We start from the raw sequence: 14,106 nt of genomic DNA, 5'->3' as shown, positions 1-14,106 counted from the left end.
CCGGATCTGGCTGCTTTTTTTAGTGCTTTTCGACTGGCTCGTTTGGAATAACAAGCGTGATAATGAATACTAATACCGTTACACAAACCGATAAAATTAATCCTGTTTCAAAGTGAAAAGCAGTTCCATTCATTGAACTTACAACGTAAGTTAACATTTCAGTAAGAGCAAATGCCCAGAAAAACATCCAGAAAAATCTCACGCCAAGTCACCTCATTCCTATGTAATCAACTAATTTATTAGCAATTTGTAACCAATTTCAATCTTTTTTATCTTACCACAGCTTCAGGAAATAATAAATGACTAATCTGTGAAATGTAACCCTTATCATCTTTCCATACCACTCATGCATAATCGATGGAGGTAACCGACTAAATTTGCAAATATATGGGGTTCTATGGGCTATCTCCCTGACCAATGTTTTCTCCTTACATAAACTATAATGACTTACTATGTAAAAGGAGAAATTCTAATGTATCAGCGATTGTTTCAATTAGAGCAAGAGTGGTGCATGATTCATTATCCTGAACGCCCAAATGGATTCGCTGTAATGGTTATAGGAGATTCCCATCACTATGTAGATGATAAGAGCAGCTTTTGGGTACAACATGAGGCACGCTACAAGTGGATTCAAGAGCTGACCGCCAAAGGATATATTGTTTATTATAGTAATCTTTATGGAGCGAATTGGGGTAGCGATCAAGCCGTGCAGTTAGCCAAGCGACTTTATCAACATGTAAAACGATCTGAAATCATTAATGGAAAGATTCATATATTGGCCGAAGGAATGGGAGCGTTGGTGTTGAAAAACCTCTACCCAAAAATGGAACTAGATATTAGAAGTGCCGTTATGCTCTCACCCTGTGTGTCACTATATGATCATTTAGAACAAGAGAAGGAACAGAAATTCTTTTATAAAAAGATAATAAAAGAACTAGCGCACACGTTTCGATTGAAAGAGGAGGACTGCGAAGCATTCATCAGTCAACAATCAAAGGACTACGAAGTATTTAAAAACATCTCGATTCCACTTTATATTGTTCAGTCAACGACTCTTAATCGTTATAAAAATCAATTCACTCTCATAAAAGATATATATACAGAGCGTTTAGAAAAAGGAACATCAACGGATTTATTCTTTGTACTTCCTGAAAAGCGTGCTTCTCTCGGAGGGAAATTTGCCTCATACTTTTCTTTACATGAGAAAGAGTTATAACAAACACATTGGAGTGATTGACTTGAATCATGCATTCGTTTTTGCTGCTCAGCAGTTCTTGGGATTTGAACTATGTGATGCCCTTCTTGAGAATGGATGGACCGTGACCGCAATTGATGAAAACAAAGAAGTGAAGGATAAGTGGTTAGAAATTGGAAGGAACTCAAACATTCAATATGTTCCTTATGAAGACTGGGATAAGGAAATACAATCTGGATGCCGTGTGTTCCTTCCATATTATGATCAGGTAAGAGAGAATAAAGTGAGTTACTTGTCAGAAGTAGAAGGGCTGATTTCAAAAAATGAACAACCTCTCACGATCATTCGAATTTATCCCAATAGTGCGATAAATCATAACCATAAGGAAGAAGGAACCGTATTTTACCTTCCAACTTTATACGGAATTCACCAGCCGAATGACTTTCTGTTTGCTCGACTTTTGATTGGAGAAGATGTTGACTCCAATTACATTGATGATCCAAGTGGAGCGATCTATGTGAAGGACGCTGCCCGTTCCATTGTAAATCATTCATCCAATACAGAAGTCTATACGGTGAAAGCACTCTCAAGCAAAAGCTGGAATGAAGCCTTATCTTATGTGACGAAGAGATCTTTTTCACCCCCGCGCATGAATGCCGTACCAAATGGTAAAGAGCTTATTGTCAAGCCTTCTAAGTCTCATGAAAGGATATTGAAGGAACAATTAAGAGGGATCACTTTGCATGAAATTCAGGAATAAGAAAATTTTTTCTTTCCATGTAGATAGGGATGAGGGTAAAATAAGTATGATGTAAACATTTTCTATTGATTCTTTTTATAGATGCTGCACGTGCTTTAAAGGAGTTGCTGCAAATGAGTAAGAAATTTTACACCATTTTCTTGATTGTATTCCTCATTGGAATAAGTGGTTGTTCAGCAGGAAACAGTGCTGAAATAGAAAAAGTTGGTTTACTGGTTCCGGAAACCGTAGACGATGGGGTTTGGGGAACAAAAGGATACAAAGGATTATTAAAGATTCAATCCGATTATGATGCTGACGTCTTCTATAAAGAGAGTATAAAGAATGATACATCAATTAAACAAGCGGTAAAAGCATATAATGATGATGAAGTTACTTTAGTGTTTGGTCACGGAAGTGAATATTCCAAGATATTTAACACCCTTTCCGGTGAGTATCCCAATATGCATTTTGTAAGCTTTAATGGAAATGCCACAGAGGAGAATACAACCAGTCTACAATTTAAAGGCTATGCAATGGGCTTCTTCGGAGGCATGACAGCAGCCTATCAATCTAAAACGAATAAAGTCGGAGTGATTGCTGCTTTTGAATGGCAGCCCGAAGTTCAAGGGTTTATTGATGGAGCGAAATTCCAAAAAAGTGAATCTGAGCTCATTATCGAGTATACCAATCACTGGGACGATCAAGACATTGCTTTTGAAAAGCTGGAGGGTTTATTGAATCAGCGAGTCGATGTTGTTTATCCGGCAGGTGACGGCTATAATGTATCTGTAATCGAAAAGCTGAAGGAAAAGGGACTCTATGCCATTGGTTATGTATCTGATCAATCTGATTTAGGGGAATCCACGGTTTTAACGAGTACGGTGCAGCATGCAGATAAGCTGTATGGTGTAGTTGCAGAAAGGTTCGCAAATGACGAGCTCGATTCAGGAAACCTTGAATTTGATTTTGAAGACGGAGTCATTTCCATGGGGAAATATAGTCCTGTCATTCCAAAAGACTTTCAAGCTGAGATGAAGCAACATGTTCAAGCCTATATCGAAACAGGCAAATTGCCGAATGGAAAGGAATCGAAGCAATGAATCAAGACAAAACGATGGAATTTATGCAAATTGCCATGAAGTACTTCCCGCAAGCAAAAGAGCAACTTGATCAAGCGGGTGTTGAGTTCTCTCCTGAGATGCTGCAACCATTTATGACACTGTTTACACAAGTCATGAGTGAAGCCTATGAATTAGGCAAACAGGAAGCCTTACATAACAAGTAAGTGTAGAGGAAAACGGTTCATTGACGATATCAATGAACCGTTTTTTTATTACTTTATAGTCCATTGCTTTAATAGTGGACTGATTTTCTTATAGAGTGGTTTCAATTCATCGATGGAATTCATAATGGAATGAACGCCATCAAGTAATGATCCTTCTTCATTTTTGCCTGCACGCTTCTCCTGAGAAGGATGCGCTTCTTTTTTAGGGATCCTTCCTCCGTACATCATCTGATCAAATGGATGCAGCTTTTTTTCTTCAGACATATTCTCACCCCCTCTGCCTACTACATAACCTATGAGGAGAAGGGTTGTACGAGTATGGTCAAACGCGTAGAAGAAATGGAAAAGAAAAAATAATTGCAGAAAGTAGAAATCTTCGATAAAATTAGTACCAAGTCATAATAATTGATAATAAACTAAAGTATAAGAGAAAAAACATAAAAAAAGAAAGTAGGGAATGCCAGTATGAATACAGGGATTATTGGAATTGGGCGTTACCTTCCCGAGAAAGTCGTAACCAATGCAGATCTTGAGAAAATGGTGGAAACATCAGACGAATGGATTCGTACGAGAACAGGCATTGAAGAGAGAAGAATAGCAGATAATGAAACAGACACATCAGACATGGCTTATGAAGCAGCAAAAACGGCCATCGCAGATGCAGCTATCTCTGCAGAAGAAATTGATCTGATCCTTGTGGCTACGGTCACACCTGACCAGCCATTCCCATCTGTAGCTTGCTTGCTTCAAGAAAGATTAGGAGCAAAGAAAGCCGCAGCAATGGATTTAAGTGCAGCATGTGCCGGATTTATGTATGGTATGATTACGGCAAAGCAGTTTATCGACAATGGCGCGTATAAGCATGTGCTCGTTGTAGGAGTTGAAAAGTTATCAAAAATTACAGATTGGGATGACCGTAATACAGCTGTTCTCTTTGGAGACGCAGCAGGTGCAGCAGTACTTGGGCCTGTTCCAGATGGCAAAGGAATACTTGCCTTTGAATTAGGTGCAGACGGATCGGGTGCAAAACATCTGTACCAGGAAGAAAATATCATCATGAACGGTCGCGAAGTATTTAAATTTGCGGTTCGTCAAATGGGCGAATCGAGCGTAAATGTAATTGAAAAAGCGGGATTAAAGAAGGAAGATGTTGACTTTTTAATTCCCCATCAAGCCAATATTCGTATCATGGAAGCAGCAAGACAACGATTGGAATTGCCGATTGAAAAGATGTCTAAAACGGTAAATAAATACGGTAATACTTCAGCAGCTTCTATCCCTGTTTCTTTAGTTGAAGATTTAGAAGCAGGAAGAGTGAAAGAAAACGATGTAGTCGTCATGGTAGGATTCGGCGGCGGTTTAACCTGGGGCGCCATTATCATGCGCTGGGGTAAATAAATAGAACTCTCTTCTATAACTTGCAGACAAAGGAGATGGAATAAATGAACAAGAAACGTGTAGTTGTAACAGGATTGGGAAGTGTTACCCCGTTAGGTAATGATGTCGAATCAACGTGGACGAATATTTTAGCAGGGAAAACGGGTGTAGGTCCCTTAACGCGCTTAAATGCAGACGATTATCCAGCCAAAGTGGCAGCAGAATTGAAAGATTTCAATATCGAGGATTTCGGTGTTGAGAGAAAAGAAGCAAGAAAAATGGATCGCTTCACTCATTATGCGATTGCAGCTTCGTTAATGGCTGTCAAAGACTCGAAGCTCGACATTACAGACGAAAATGCTCACCGTGTCGGCGTATGGATCGGTTCAGGAATTGGTGGAATGGAAACGTTCGAACAGCAGTATGAAACCTTCCAAAAACGTGGATATCGCAGAGTAAGTCCATTCTTCGTCCCAATGATCATTCCTGATATGGCGGCTGGACAAGTCTCCATCATGCTAGGAGCTAAAGGCTTTAACTCTTGTACAGTAACAGCCTGTGCGACAGGAACTAACTCCATTGGAGATGCGTTTAAAGTCATCCAGCGTGGAGACGCGGATGTCATGGTGTCAGGTGGAGCAGAGGCACCAATCACGAAGATGTCTGTAGCCGGCTTCTGTGCAAATACAGCCCTCTCAACCAATACAGATCCTGAGAAAGCTTCAAGACCATTTGATGCAAATCGTGACGGATTTGTCATGGGAGAAGGAGCGGGTGTCGTTGTTCTGGAAGAGCTTGAGCATGCACTGAAACGCGGAGCGCCGATCTATGCTGAAATCGTAGGCTATGGTTGTACAGGTGATGCGTATCATATCACAGCTCCGGCACCAGCTGGAGAAGGTGGAGCGAGAGCAATGAAAATGGCTTTAGAAGACGGTGGAATCCTACCCGAGCAAATGGATTACATTAATGCTCACGGAACAAGTACTCCATACAATGACAAGTACGAAACGATGGCTGTAAAAGAAGTATTCGGAGAGCATGCCTATAAATTAGCCATGAGTTCAACGAAATCAATGACAGGTCACCTTCTTGGTGCAGCTGGAGGGGTTGAAGCAATTTTTACAGTATTAGCTATGAAAGACAATGTACTGCCTCCAACAATCAATATCGAAACACCAGATCCGGACTGTGATCTTGATTATGTAGCGAACGAAGCAAGAAAACAGGAAGTGAATGTAGCGATGAGTAACTCATTAGGTTTCGGTGGTCATAATGCTACGATCGTCTTTAAAAAGTATAACAATTAAAATGAGAACGGGTCTGCTAATATGCTAGCAGGCTCGTTTTTTTGTTGTGAACCCTCTTTTTATTACATATACATGATAAAAAGTTGGGAAAGAGGGATGAAGGTGACTGTTGCTCCTACTGATGAATGGCTTGTAGATTCGATTCATAAACCTTTAGAGCTTCTAAAGAAAACGATAAACGGGAAAGAAGATCAAAAGTCGTTTTATCAATACCTCATGAAGCATGGCATGTTTAAATCATCACATCACGCAGAGGATATTTATGCAAAAATGAAAGAACGTAAGATATGGGAGCGTTTTTCCCTTTATGAAAAAAAGTATAAACGAAAATGGAATGGCCCGAACGTTCCAATCTATTTATTCCCCGTTCAGGAAAAGAGAGGCATGTTCCAAGCCTCAATGAAAAAATCAGGTGTATGCTTTAAAGACGAAATTTTCTTCTTTGTAGCAGATCAAGAAGATGCCAAAGAATACGAAGCTCTATTTGTTCACGAATACCATCACTGTGTCAGAATGAAACTCTTAAACAAAAAAGATAGCCAATACACCCTATTAGATTCCATCATTTTTGAAGGGCTGGCAGAGTTTGCTGTCAGAGAGTATTGTGGGGAGAAGTATGTAGCTTCCTGGACAAAGGCTTATCAGGAAAAACAAATGTCACTTTATTTCGAGAAGTGGATTAAGCCTAATTTGGATGTGAAACGAAGCAGTCCCCTTCACGACTACTTACTTCTTGGTCAGAAATCTTACCCTAATATGCTGGGGTATGCTGCCGGCTATTACCTGGTACAAAATTATGTTAAGCAAAAGGATAGGTCTACCACAGCTCTATTAGGAAAACCTTCATCGATCTTCTTATCTTAGTAGAATGGGGATCAGCCATTCATATTCTGATTCCTGTGCTGGTGATATTAAATTAAGCTCTTTATATCGTCATATCTTCCATTTGAACTCCATAGACTATAGTAAGAATGGACGAGCTAAATCTCTAATGCGAGGATAGAGGCGGAAGGTATGGTGTTTCGAATGTTTGTATTATTTATAGGGTTTGGACTGGCTGTTTCAGGTGGTGTAAGTTTAATCATCTATTTAAACCTTCTCACTACTGGAATGACCTTTACAGACTATATTCTCTTCGTATCCACCCGAGTCGAATGCTACTTATTTCTCTTAGGGATTCTCATCATCACGATCTCAATCTATATTCCACGAAGGAAAAATAATCACTATCTATAAAACACTTGCTTAACAGGAATAAATTTACACCGATTTGCCTATACTGATTGACAAATAAGATTGTAGCAAAGCGAGGGGTCAATCATGTTATATCTTCATGATGTATGGGTAAATTGGTTCGAAGGCGAAGAAAATGGCTACAATGTCTGTCATTTTCACGAGTGGAGAAAAGAGGACGTTATTGAATTATTAGATCAAGTTCCGCTCATTAAAGTGGACACTGTTCTGTTTCATTACATCGAGAATGATTTATCAGAGTTACCTCAACAACTGCTCAATAATGTCTATCAAAAAGCATACTTGCGAAAAAACCATGAACGAATTCAATTGGATTATTGCTTCATTGTCACAGATGGAACAGGGATACTTGCCGTGGATACAATCGGGTATACCGTTCCAATCAGAAAAAGCAGGCTCATTCCAAGGCAGGAACAACTCGTCTATGAAATGGTAGAAAATCATGAAACGATGCAGTACGTCATTCAGCCTGAAGGAAAGAGAGAGGATTCATACCACATTCTCTCGCCGAGTCCCTATATGATGAGTGGTCTGACAAGAAAAGAAAGACAGTTGAAGCAATTATTATTTATGGCGCTGGATCAGCTTCACAGCTCAAATAACACGGCAGAAATACGATACTGGTACACGGAATGGGCTCCACAGCGATATCGGTCCATTCAAGAGATGGACTTTGAAGAAATTTGGCAAATGTTATACGAAGAAACACAGTATGGCTGGTCGGACAAGCATCTGACTCTCTGCGAGAACTTAATAAAAGGACAACCTTTTTTTGAAAAACTATGGGAAGTGGAGAATCGTCCTAAGGTAAATTAATTGGTGAACGAAAACCTTGAGTCCGTGATGGGCTTGGGGTTTTTTGTTTGGGTAGGGGGAAAAGGTGGTTATGTGAATGTCCATAAAAAAGCCAAGAGCCTAATTTGCAGGCTCTTGGCACCATCACTATTTTCTTTTTCTCTCTTTACGCCCGAGTCCCATGGCCTTTTCTATCTTCTTCAGCATTTTGTTTGCAGCGAAGTTAGCCTTTTCTGCCCCGCGATCAAGGATATCATCAAGCTCGTCAGAATCAATCAATTCATAGTAGCGGTCCTGTACCGGCTTAATGGCCTTGATTACGACTTGAGCCAGGTCAGCTTTGAAGTCTCCATAGCCCTTACCTTCATACTTTTGTTCAAGTTCTTCTATTGAACTGCCTTCAAGAATCGAATAGATAGAAAGGAGGTTTGATACTCCTGGTTTGTTTTCTTTATCGTATTTCACGATTCCATCTGAATCCGTTACAGCACTTTTGATTTTCTTTTCAATCATCTTCGGATCGTCGAGGAGCGTGATAAATGATTTCTGATTTGCATCGGACTTACTCATCTTCTTCAATGGGTCCTGTAGGGACATGACACGAGCCCCAACTTTAGGAATCCGGACTTCCGGAACCGTAAAGATGTTGTTGTATTTATTATTGAAACGCTCAGCAAGATTTCTCGTTAATTCCAGATGCTGCTTCTGATCGTCTCCAACTGGGACTAAGTCTGTTCCATACAGAAGAATATCAGCTGCCATTAATGGGGGATAGGTTAATAATCCTGCAGAAACTGCTTCTTTACCATGTGATTTATCTTTGAATTGTGTCATTCTTTCAAGTTCACCAATATACGTCACACATTGCAGGATCCATCCTGCCTGTGCGTGGGCCGGAACTTCCGATTGAATGAATAGTGTTGATTTATCCGGGTCGATGCCACAAGCAATATAGAGTGCAGCGAGACTGCGGATATTCTTGCGAAGCTCCATTTTATCCTGTGCTACCGTGATTGCATGCTGATCCACTACACAGAAATAACAATTGTATTCCTCCTGCAGCTCAGTGAACTGCTTCATTGCCCCGATGTAATTCCCAAGCGTAATCGTACCACTCGGTTGAATACCACTAAAGATTGTCTTCATCTAACTTCCTCCTCAAAATAAACAAAATAAAAACCCATCCGTCCTATAGAAGATAGGGACGAATGGGATCATTTCCGCGGTGCCACCCTAAGTACTCAAATGAGTCAGCTTAGTCCATGTGAACATGGAACCTCTTTAACGTGAGGTTGATCCGTTATATGCTACTCTATTTCACAAATAAAGCTCAGAAGTCCATTCCCTCTCCATGAATACTTGTTTTCACCAACCACAAGCTCTCTATAATTCAATAATGAAAGGTACTACTCTTCATCAACGCTTATACTCTCATTCATATACATTTATTATATAAAATAAATGTTCGTAATTCAAGTGTACACGAGATAGGACAAAGTGATCGAAAGTACGAGCGAAATAGTACCGACTATAAGAAATGATCGCGTAATGGAATAAGAGCGCTGCATTCCGTATTCTTCATGAGCATCCTTCGTTTCATCCAGTGTATCAAACTGGGAGATGTATTTTCCTTGTTTCGTACTGTTTCTGAATCTCTTAAGAGCATACAAGATTCCGTTGAAAAAACCTTTTTGAAAAATATAAAGGAGGGCTCCTATGGCAACATACGTAATTCCGATAATGAACAAACTGTCTATTATAGAAAGAAGGAGGTTTTTCCCCTGTAGAATAGCAGTCGCAAAGACGATGATGAAAAACAGCAGTGTAGGTATGTAGAAAAAATTTATTCGTTTCATAGTACTCCTTAATTTGTTTTTTATAAAAGTATACATGAAGGGTAAAGAAGAATTCAATCATCGTTCATATATATTCAGTTCAGCATGCAATGTGTGGTAAAAGAGACAGAAATCCTTATAGTGCGTATCCATTTGAAACTCCTAACTCCACATAAATCCTTGAAGAGAATAGAGTATAAATTCTATTTTTTATATTTAGTCTGTAAATCTTATAATTATAATAGAAGTAGAGGGGGCGTTGGGGAATGATCCTCCACAATACAATTGAAATTGCCGTAATTAAAATTTACGTTTGTAACAATTGTAATGGGACAAACTCTCTAAAATGAACAGTTAAAACCCTTATACATCAAGGTTTTAACAACAATATACCTATTAATCTGATAATTTTGCAAAAAAACTGTTAAATTCATATTGCAATAATTTCTCTATCATGTATAATAAGTAACAAATCTTCTGAAAATTAGAAGATAAATAAATATGAGATTTACGAGGAGGTCAATTTCAAGATGAAGAAAAAGTTTTCATTCTTGCTAGTTCTTCTTCTGGCTCTAAGTACTTTCTTAGCTGCATGTGGCGGCGACAAGAAAACTGAGGGCAACGAAGGAGCATCTGGTGAAGGCGGCGAGTCTGCTGAAAAGAAAGAACAGGTACTTAACTTACTAGAGAGTTCTGAGATCCCATCAATGGACTCTACTCTAGCAACTGACGCTGTTTCATTTAAAGTAATGAACAACGTATTTGAAGGTCTTTACCGTTTAGGTGAAAATGATGAGGCTGTACTTGGTATGGCTGCTGAAGAACCTCAAATCAGTGAAGATGGTAAAACTTACACGTTCAAACTTCGTGATGCTAAATGGTCTAACGGAGATGCAGTTACTGCTAACGACTTCGTTTACGCTTGGCAAAAAGCTTTAAACCCTGATACTGGTGCAGAGTATGCGTACATCATGTACGATATCAAAAACGCTGCAAAAGTTAACGCTGGTGAAGTTCCAGTTGAAGAATTAGGTGTTAAAGCGGTTGATGAGAAAACTCTAGAAGTTCAGCTTGAAACAGCTGTTCCATATTTCAAAGCTTTACTTTCTTTCGCAACATTCTATCCTCAAAACCAAAAGTTTGTTGAAGAAAAAGGCGATAAATTCGGTCTTGAAGCTGACACTGCAGTTTACAATGGTCCATTCACACTATCTGAGTGGAAGCATGAGCAAAGCTTCAAATTAACTAAGAACGACGGTTACTGGGATGCAGAAACTGTTAAGCTTAAAGAAGTTAACTTCAACATCGTTAAAGATACTGCTACTGGTGTAAACCTTTATGAAACAAACAAAGCGGATGTAGCTGGTCTTTCAGCTGAATTCGTAGATAAATACAAATCAGATGAAAACTTCAAAACAAAGGCTGATACTGCGGTATTCTTCCTTCGTTTAAACCAAAAGAATGAAGTTATGGCTAATGTAAATGCTCGTAAAGCATTTGATGCAGCTTATGACAAGCAAGGTATGGTTGACGTTCTTCTTAACAATGGTTCAATTCCTGCATATTTCTTAGTACCAAAAGATTTCGTTTCTGGCCCAGACGGTGCTGAGTACCGTGAAGCTGTAGGTGATTTCGGTGGTTTCGATCCAGAAAAAGCTGCAGAACATTGGGCTAAAGCGAAAGAAGAGTTAGGTAAAGATTCTATTGAATTAGAACTACTAAACTATGACTCTGACAGCTCTAAGAAAATCGGTGAATTCTTAAAAGAACAATTAGAGCAAAACTTAGAAGGTTTAACTGTTTCAATCAAAGCACAACCATTCAAGCAAAAGCTTGAGTTAGAATCTAAAGGTGATTATGATGTTTCATTCGCCGGATGGGGTCCTGACTATCCAGATCCGATGACATTTGTTGACATGTTCGTAACTGATGGTGCACACAACCAAATGGCTTACTCTAACCCAGAGTATGACAAGTTAATTGAACAAGCTAAAGGTGAACTTCTTGATGATCCTGAAGCTCGTTGGCAAGCAATGGTTGACGCAGAAAAGATTCTTTTCGAAGATCAAGCGATCAGCCCGATGTACCAACGTGGAACTGCTTTCCTAGAGCGTCCATATGTTAAAGGTCTATTACGTCACTCATTTGGTGCAGATGCATCATACAAATGGGCGTACATTGAGTAATAATCGGCTCGATTGAAAAACCTTAAAAGGGAGAGCGTATGCATGAGCATATGCTCTCCTTTTCCAGTGAATGTCGAAAATTATCAAAAAAGTAAAAATACATTGAAAATTTGTCGATAATCGATATAATTAAAAATGTAGAAAAAAATAGACAAAAAAGGGGGGCTAAAGAATGGTCAGATATACAATTCAACGTATCGTTTATATGATCATCACTTTGCTTATCATTGCAACCGCCACTTTCTTTCTGATGAAGCTCCTACCTGGATCTCCACTACAAAACGCAGAAAGGCTGACTCCGGAACAACAACAAATCATAATGGATAAATACGGTCTTAATGATCCGCTGCCAGAACAATATGTGAACTATATGGTCGGGTTAGCGAAAGGAGATTTGGGGTTGTCCTTCCAATACGATAATCGTCCTGTTACACAAATTGTTGGAGATCGTATTGGTCCTTCCGCACTTCTTGGATTCCAAGCTATGGTATTAGGTACTTTCTTAGGGCTACTTATTGGAATTATTGCAGCAATCAAACATAACACATGGCTCGATTATGGTTCGACGTTCCTAGCCGTAATTGGAATATCGATTCCTTCATTCGTATTTGCCGGACTCCTGCAATACTACGTCGGGGTTAAACTTGAATGGCTGCCCGTGGCACTATGGGGAGAATATAAACATACGATTCTTCCAACCTTAGCACTTACAGTATTCGTAGTAGCGACCATTGCTCGTTTTATGCGTACTGAAATGCTGGAAATATTAAACTCCGATTATATTTTACTAGCAAAAGCAAAAGGAATTTCTAAAACGGCAACTGTTGTAAAGCATGCTGTTAGAAATGCTTTAATCCCTATTGTAACGATTCTTGGACCAATGACAGTTGGGGTTATGACAGGATCCCTTGTAGTTGAACGAATTTTCGCAGTCCCTGGTTTAGGGGAACAATTCGTTCTATCGATCAATACAAATGATTACACCGTTATTATGGGGATTACCCTCTTCTTTAGTGCATTATTCATCGGTGTAATATTCTTAGTAGATATTCTTTACGGTATCATTGACCCGCGTATTCGCTTAGCTGGAGGGAAGAAATAATGGAAGCAAACAAAAAGAAACTAGATCAACTTAGTCCAGACCTCTTCCAACCTCAAAAGGCTAGGGAAGACGAGTCAGAGAAAATTTCGCGTCCGAGCTTAAATTTCTGGCAGGACTCATGGATTCGTTTACGGAAGAACAAAGGAGCAATTGCTGGAATCATTATCACGGCAATTATTTTCTTCTTTGCCGCTTTTGGACCAATGATGAACGAGTATAAATTTAGCGATCAAAATATTCGGCATGCAAAGCTGCCACCAAAAATTGAAGCGCTTTCAGGAATTAGTTGGTTACCATTTGACGGAAAAGATGCAGATGGTTTTGATGTATATGAAGCAAGACAAGTTAAAGAAAACTATTGGTTTGGTACAGATGATTTAGGACGTGACCTATGGACACGTACTTGGAACGGTACCCGTATTTCACTTTATATTGGTATTCTTGCAGCGATCATCGATTTTATCATTGGTATTTCATATGGTGGGATTTCTGCCTATTACGGTGGGAAAGTCGACGATGTCATGCAGCGTATTATTGAAATTCTTGTCGGGATTCCAAACTTAATTGTGGTTATCCTCTTTATCTTGATATTCGAGCCTGGTATATTCTCCATAACCATGGCCATGGTTATAACCGGTTGGACCGGTATGGCCCGGATCGTTCGTGGTCAAGTATTACAGTTGAAGAATCAGGAATTTGTTCTAGCTTCACGTACACTTGGTGCTACGAGCAACCGTTTGATCTTTAAACACCTACTTCCAAACGTAATGGGACCTGTTATCATTACCACGATGTTCACAGTGCCTGCTGCGATTTACACAGAAGCATTCTTAAGCTTTATCGGATTGGGGATTGCTCCACCAAGAGCATCACTGGGATCATTGGTTAATGATGGGTACAAATCAATCCAGTCATTTCCGCATATGATGCTGGTTCCATCAGCCGTCATCTCATTAGTCATCTTAAGTTTTAACTTAATGGCCGATGGATTGCGTGATGCACTAGATCCGAAAATGCGTAAGTAA

Annotated in this window: 16 protein-coding genes and 1 other annotated feature; of the genes, 12 read left to right on the top strand and 4 right to left on the bottom strand. The window is 39.5% G+C overall.

Going from position 1 to position 14,106, the window contains the following annotated elements; all coding sequences use genetic code 11:
* Positions 1–19: 19 nt before the first annotated feature.
* The gene (locus ACFQWC_RS09425; RefSeq protein WP_299740230.1) at positions 20–202 is read right to left on the bottom strand and encodes a DUF2929 family protein; all 183 of its coding nucleotides are present in this window, start codon (positions 200–202) and stop codon (positions 20–22) included.
* A 270-nt stretch (positions 203–472) separates the two neighbouring features.
* On the opposite strand from ACFQWC_RS09425, the gene ACFQWC_RS09420 reads away from it, so the two are divergent.
* From ACFQWC_RS09420 to ACFQWC_RS09405, 4 genes are all read left to right on the top strand, one after another.
* Positions 473–1,216: a hydrolase gene (locus ACFQWC_RS09420; protein WP_299740232.1), complete on the top strand. Its 744-nt coding sequence runs from the start codon at positions 473–475 to the stop codon at positions 1,214–1,216.
* A 22-nt stretch (positions 1,217–1,238) separates the two neighbouring features.
* Positions 1,239–1,955, top strand: coding sequence for a hypothetical protein (locus ACFQWC_RS09415; protein ID WP_377106979.1), 717 nt, complete (start codon positions 1,239–1,241; stop codon positions 1,953–1,955).
* Positions 1,956–2,068: 113 nt separating this feature from the next.
* A complete protein-coding gene (locus ACFQWC_RS09410) occupies positions 2,069–3,037 on the top strand; it encodes a BMP family ABC transporter substrate-binding protein (RefSeq protein ID WP_299740236.1) in 969 nt (322 codons plus the stop codon).
* Entirely contained in the window at positions 3,034–3,222 is a 189-nt protein-coding gene (locus ACFQWC_RS09405; protein WP_299740238.1) for a ComZ family protein, read from the top strand. The genes ACFQWC_RS09410 and ACFQWC_RS09405 overlap by 4 nt, the downstream gene beginning before the upstream one ends.
* Before the next feature lie 48 nt (positions 3,223–3,270).
* Here ACFQWC_RS09405 and ACFQWC_RS09400 read toward each other — a convergent pair whose 3' ends face one another.
* Entirely contained in the window at positions 3,271–3,486 is a 216-nt protein-coding gene (locus ACFQWC_RS09400) for a hypothetical protein (protein WP_341357801.1), read from the bottom strand.
* Positions 3,487–3,687: 201 nt separating this feature from the next.
* Between ACFQWC_RS09400 and ACFQWC_RS09395 the strand changes: the two genes are divergently transcribed.
* The 5 genes from ACFQWC_RS09395 to ACFQWC_RS09375 all read left to right on the top strand — a co-directional run bounded on the left by ACFQWC_RS09395 (position 3,688) and on the right by ACFQWC_RS09375 (position 7,979).
* Positions 3,688–4,620 (top strand): beta-ketoacyl-ACP synthase III, encoded by a 933-nt coding sequence (locus tag ACFQWC_RS09395; RefSeq protein WP_299740242.1) that lies wholly within the window; start codon positions 3,688–3,690, stop codon positions 4,618–4,620.
* A gap of 44 nt (positions 4,621–4,664) precedes the next feature.
* Positions 4,665–5,909, top strand: a complete 1,245-nt coding sequence (gene fabF, locus ACFQWC_RS09390) for a beta-ketoacyl-ACP synthase II (RefSeq protein WP_299740243.1) — start codon at positions 4,665–4,667, stop codon at positions 5,907–5,909.
* A 102-nt stretch (positions 5,910–6,011) separates the two neighbouring features.
* Positions 6,012–6,773, top strand: a complete 762-nt coding sequence (locus ACFQWC_RS09385) for a DUF2268 domain-containing putative Zn-dependent protease (RefSeq protein ID WP_377106975.1) — start codon at positions 6,012–6,014, stop codon at positions 6,771–6,773.
* Positions 6,774–6,923: 150 nt separating this feature from the next.
* Positions 6,924–7,145: a YuzI family membrane protein gene (locus tag ACFQWC_RS09380; RefSeq protein ID WP_299740246.1), complete on the top strand. Its 222-nt coding sequence runs from the start codon at positions 6,924–6,926 to the stop codon at positions 7,143–7,145.
* An 84-nt stretch (positions 7,146–7,229) separates the two neighbouring features.
* Positions 7,230–7,979, top strand: a complete 750-nt coding sequence (locus tag ACFQWC_RS09375) for a YjbA family protein (protein WP_299740249.1) — start codon at positions 7,230–7,232, stop codon at positions 7,977–7,979.
* 126 nt (positions 7,980–8,105) lie between these two features.
* On the opposite strand, the gene trpS is transcribed toward ACFQWC_RS09375, so the two are convergent.
* Together trpS and ACFQWC_RS09365 are read right to left on the bottom strand one after the other, a co-directional pair.
* Positions 8,106–9,104: a tryptophan--tRNA ligase gene (trpS, locus tag ACFQWC_RS09370; protein ID WP_377106973.1), complete on the bottom strand. Its 999-nt coding sequence runs from the start codon at positions 9,102–9,104 to the stop codon at positions 8,106–8,108.
* Positions 9,105–9,155: 51 nt separating this feature from the next.
* Positions 9,156–9,387, bottom strand: a binding site (T-box leader).
* Between the two features lie 43 nt (positions 9,388–9,430).
* Positions 9,431–9,814 carry a DUF3899 domain-containing protein gene (locus ACFQWC_RS09365; RefSeq protein ID WP_299740253.1) on the bottom strand — a complete coding sequence of 128 codons (384 nt, stop codon included), beginning with the start codon at positions 9,812–9,814 and terminating at the stop codon, positions 9,431–9,433.
* Positions 9,815–10,323: 509 nt separating this feature from the next.
* Between ACFQWC_RS09365 and ACFQWC_RS09360 the strand changes: the two genes are divergently transcribed.
* The 3 genes from ACFQWC_RS09360 (at position 10,324) to opp3C (ending at position 14,106) form a co-directional block, all read left to right on the top strand.
* Positions 10,324–11,979, top strand: coding sequence for a peptide ABC transporter substrate-binding protein (locus tag ACFQWC_RS09360; RefSeq protein ID WP_299740255.1), 1,656 nt, complete (start codon positions 10,324–10,326; stop codon positions 11,977–11,979).
* Between the two features lie 172 nt (positions 11,980–12,151).
* Entirely contained in the window at positions 12,152–13,081 is a 930-nt protein-coding gene (opp3b, locus tag ACFQWC_RS09355; protein ID WP_299740257.1) for an oligopeptide ABC transporter permease, read from the top strand.
* A complete protein-coding gene (gene opp3C, locus ACFQWC_RS09350; RefSeq protein ID WP_299740259.1) occupies positions 13,081–14,106 on the top strand; it encodes an oligopeptide ABC transporter permease in 1,026 nt (341 codons plus the stop codon). The genes opp3b and opp3C overlap by 1 nt, the downstream gene beginning before the upstream one ends.

The sequence above is a fragment of the Rossellomorea sp. GCM10028870 genome (assembly GCF_042666755.1).
Classification (GTDB): Bacteria; Bacillota; Bacilli; order Bacillales; family Bacillaceae_B; genus Rossellomorea.
Note: the sequence above shows the minus strand (reverse complement) of the source record. Positions and strands in the feature narration are given on the sequence as shown.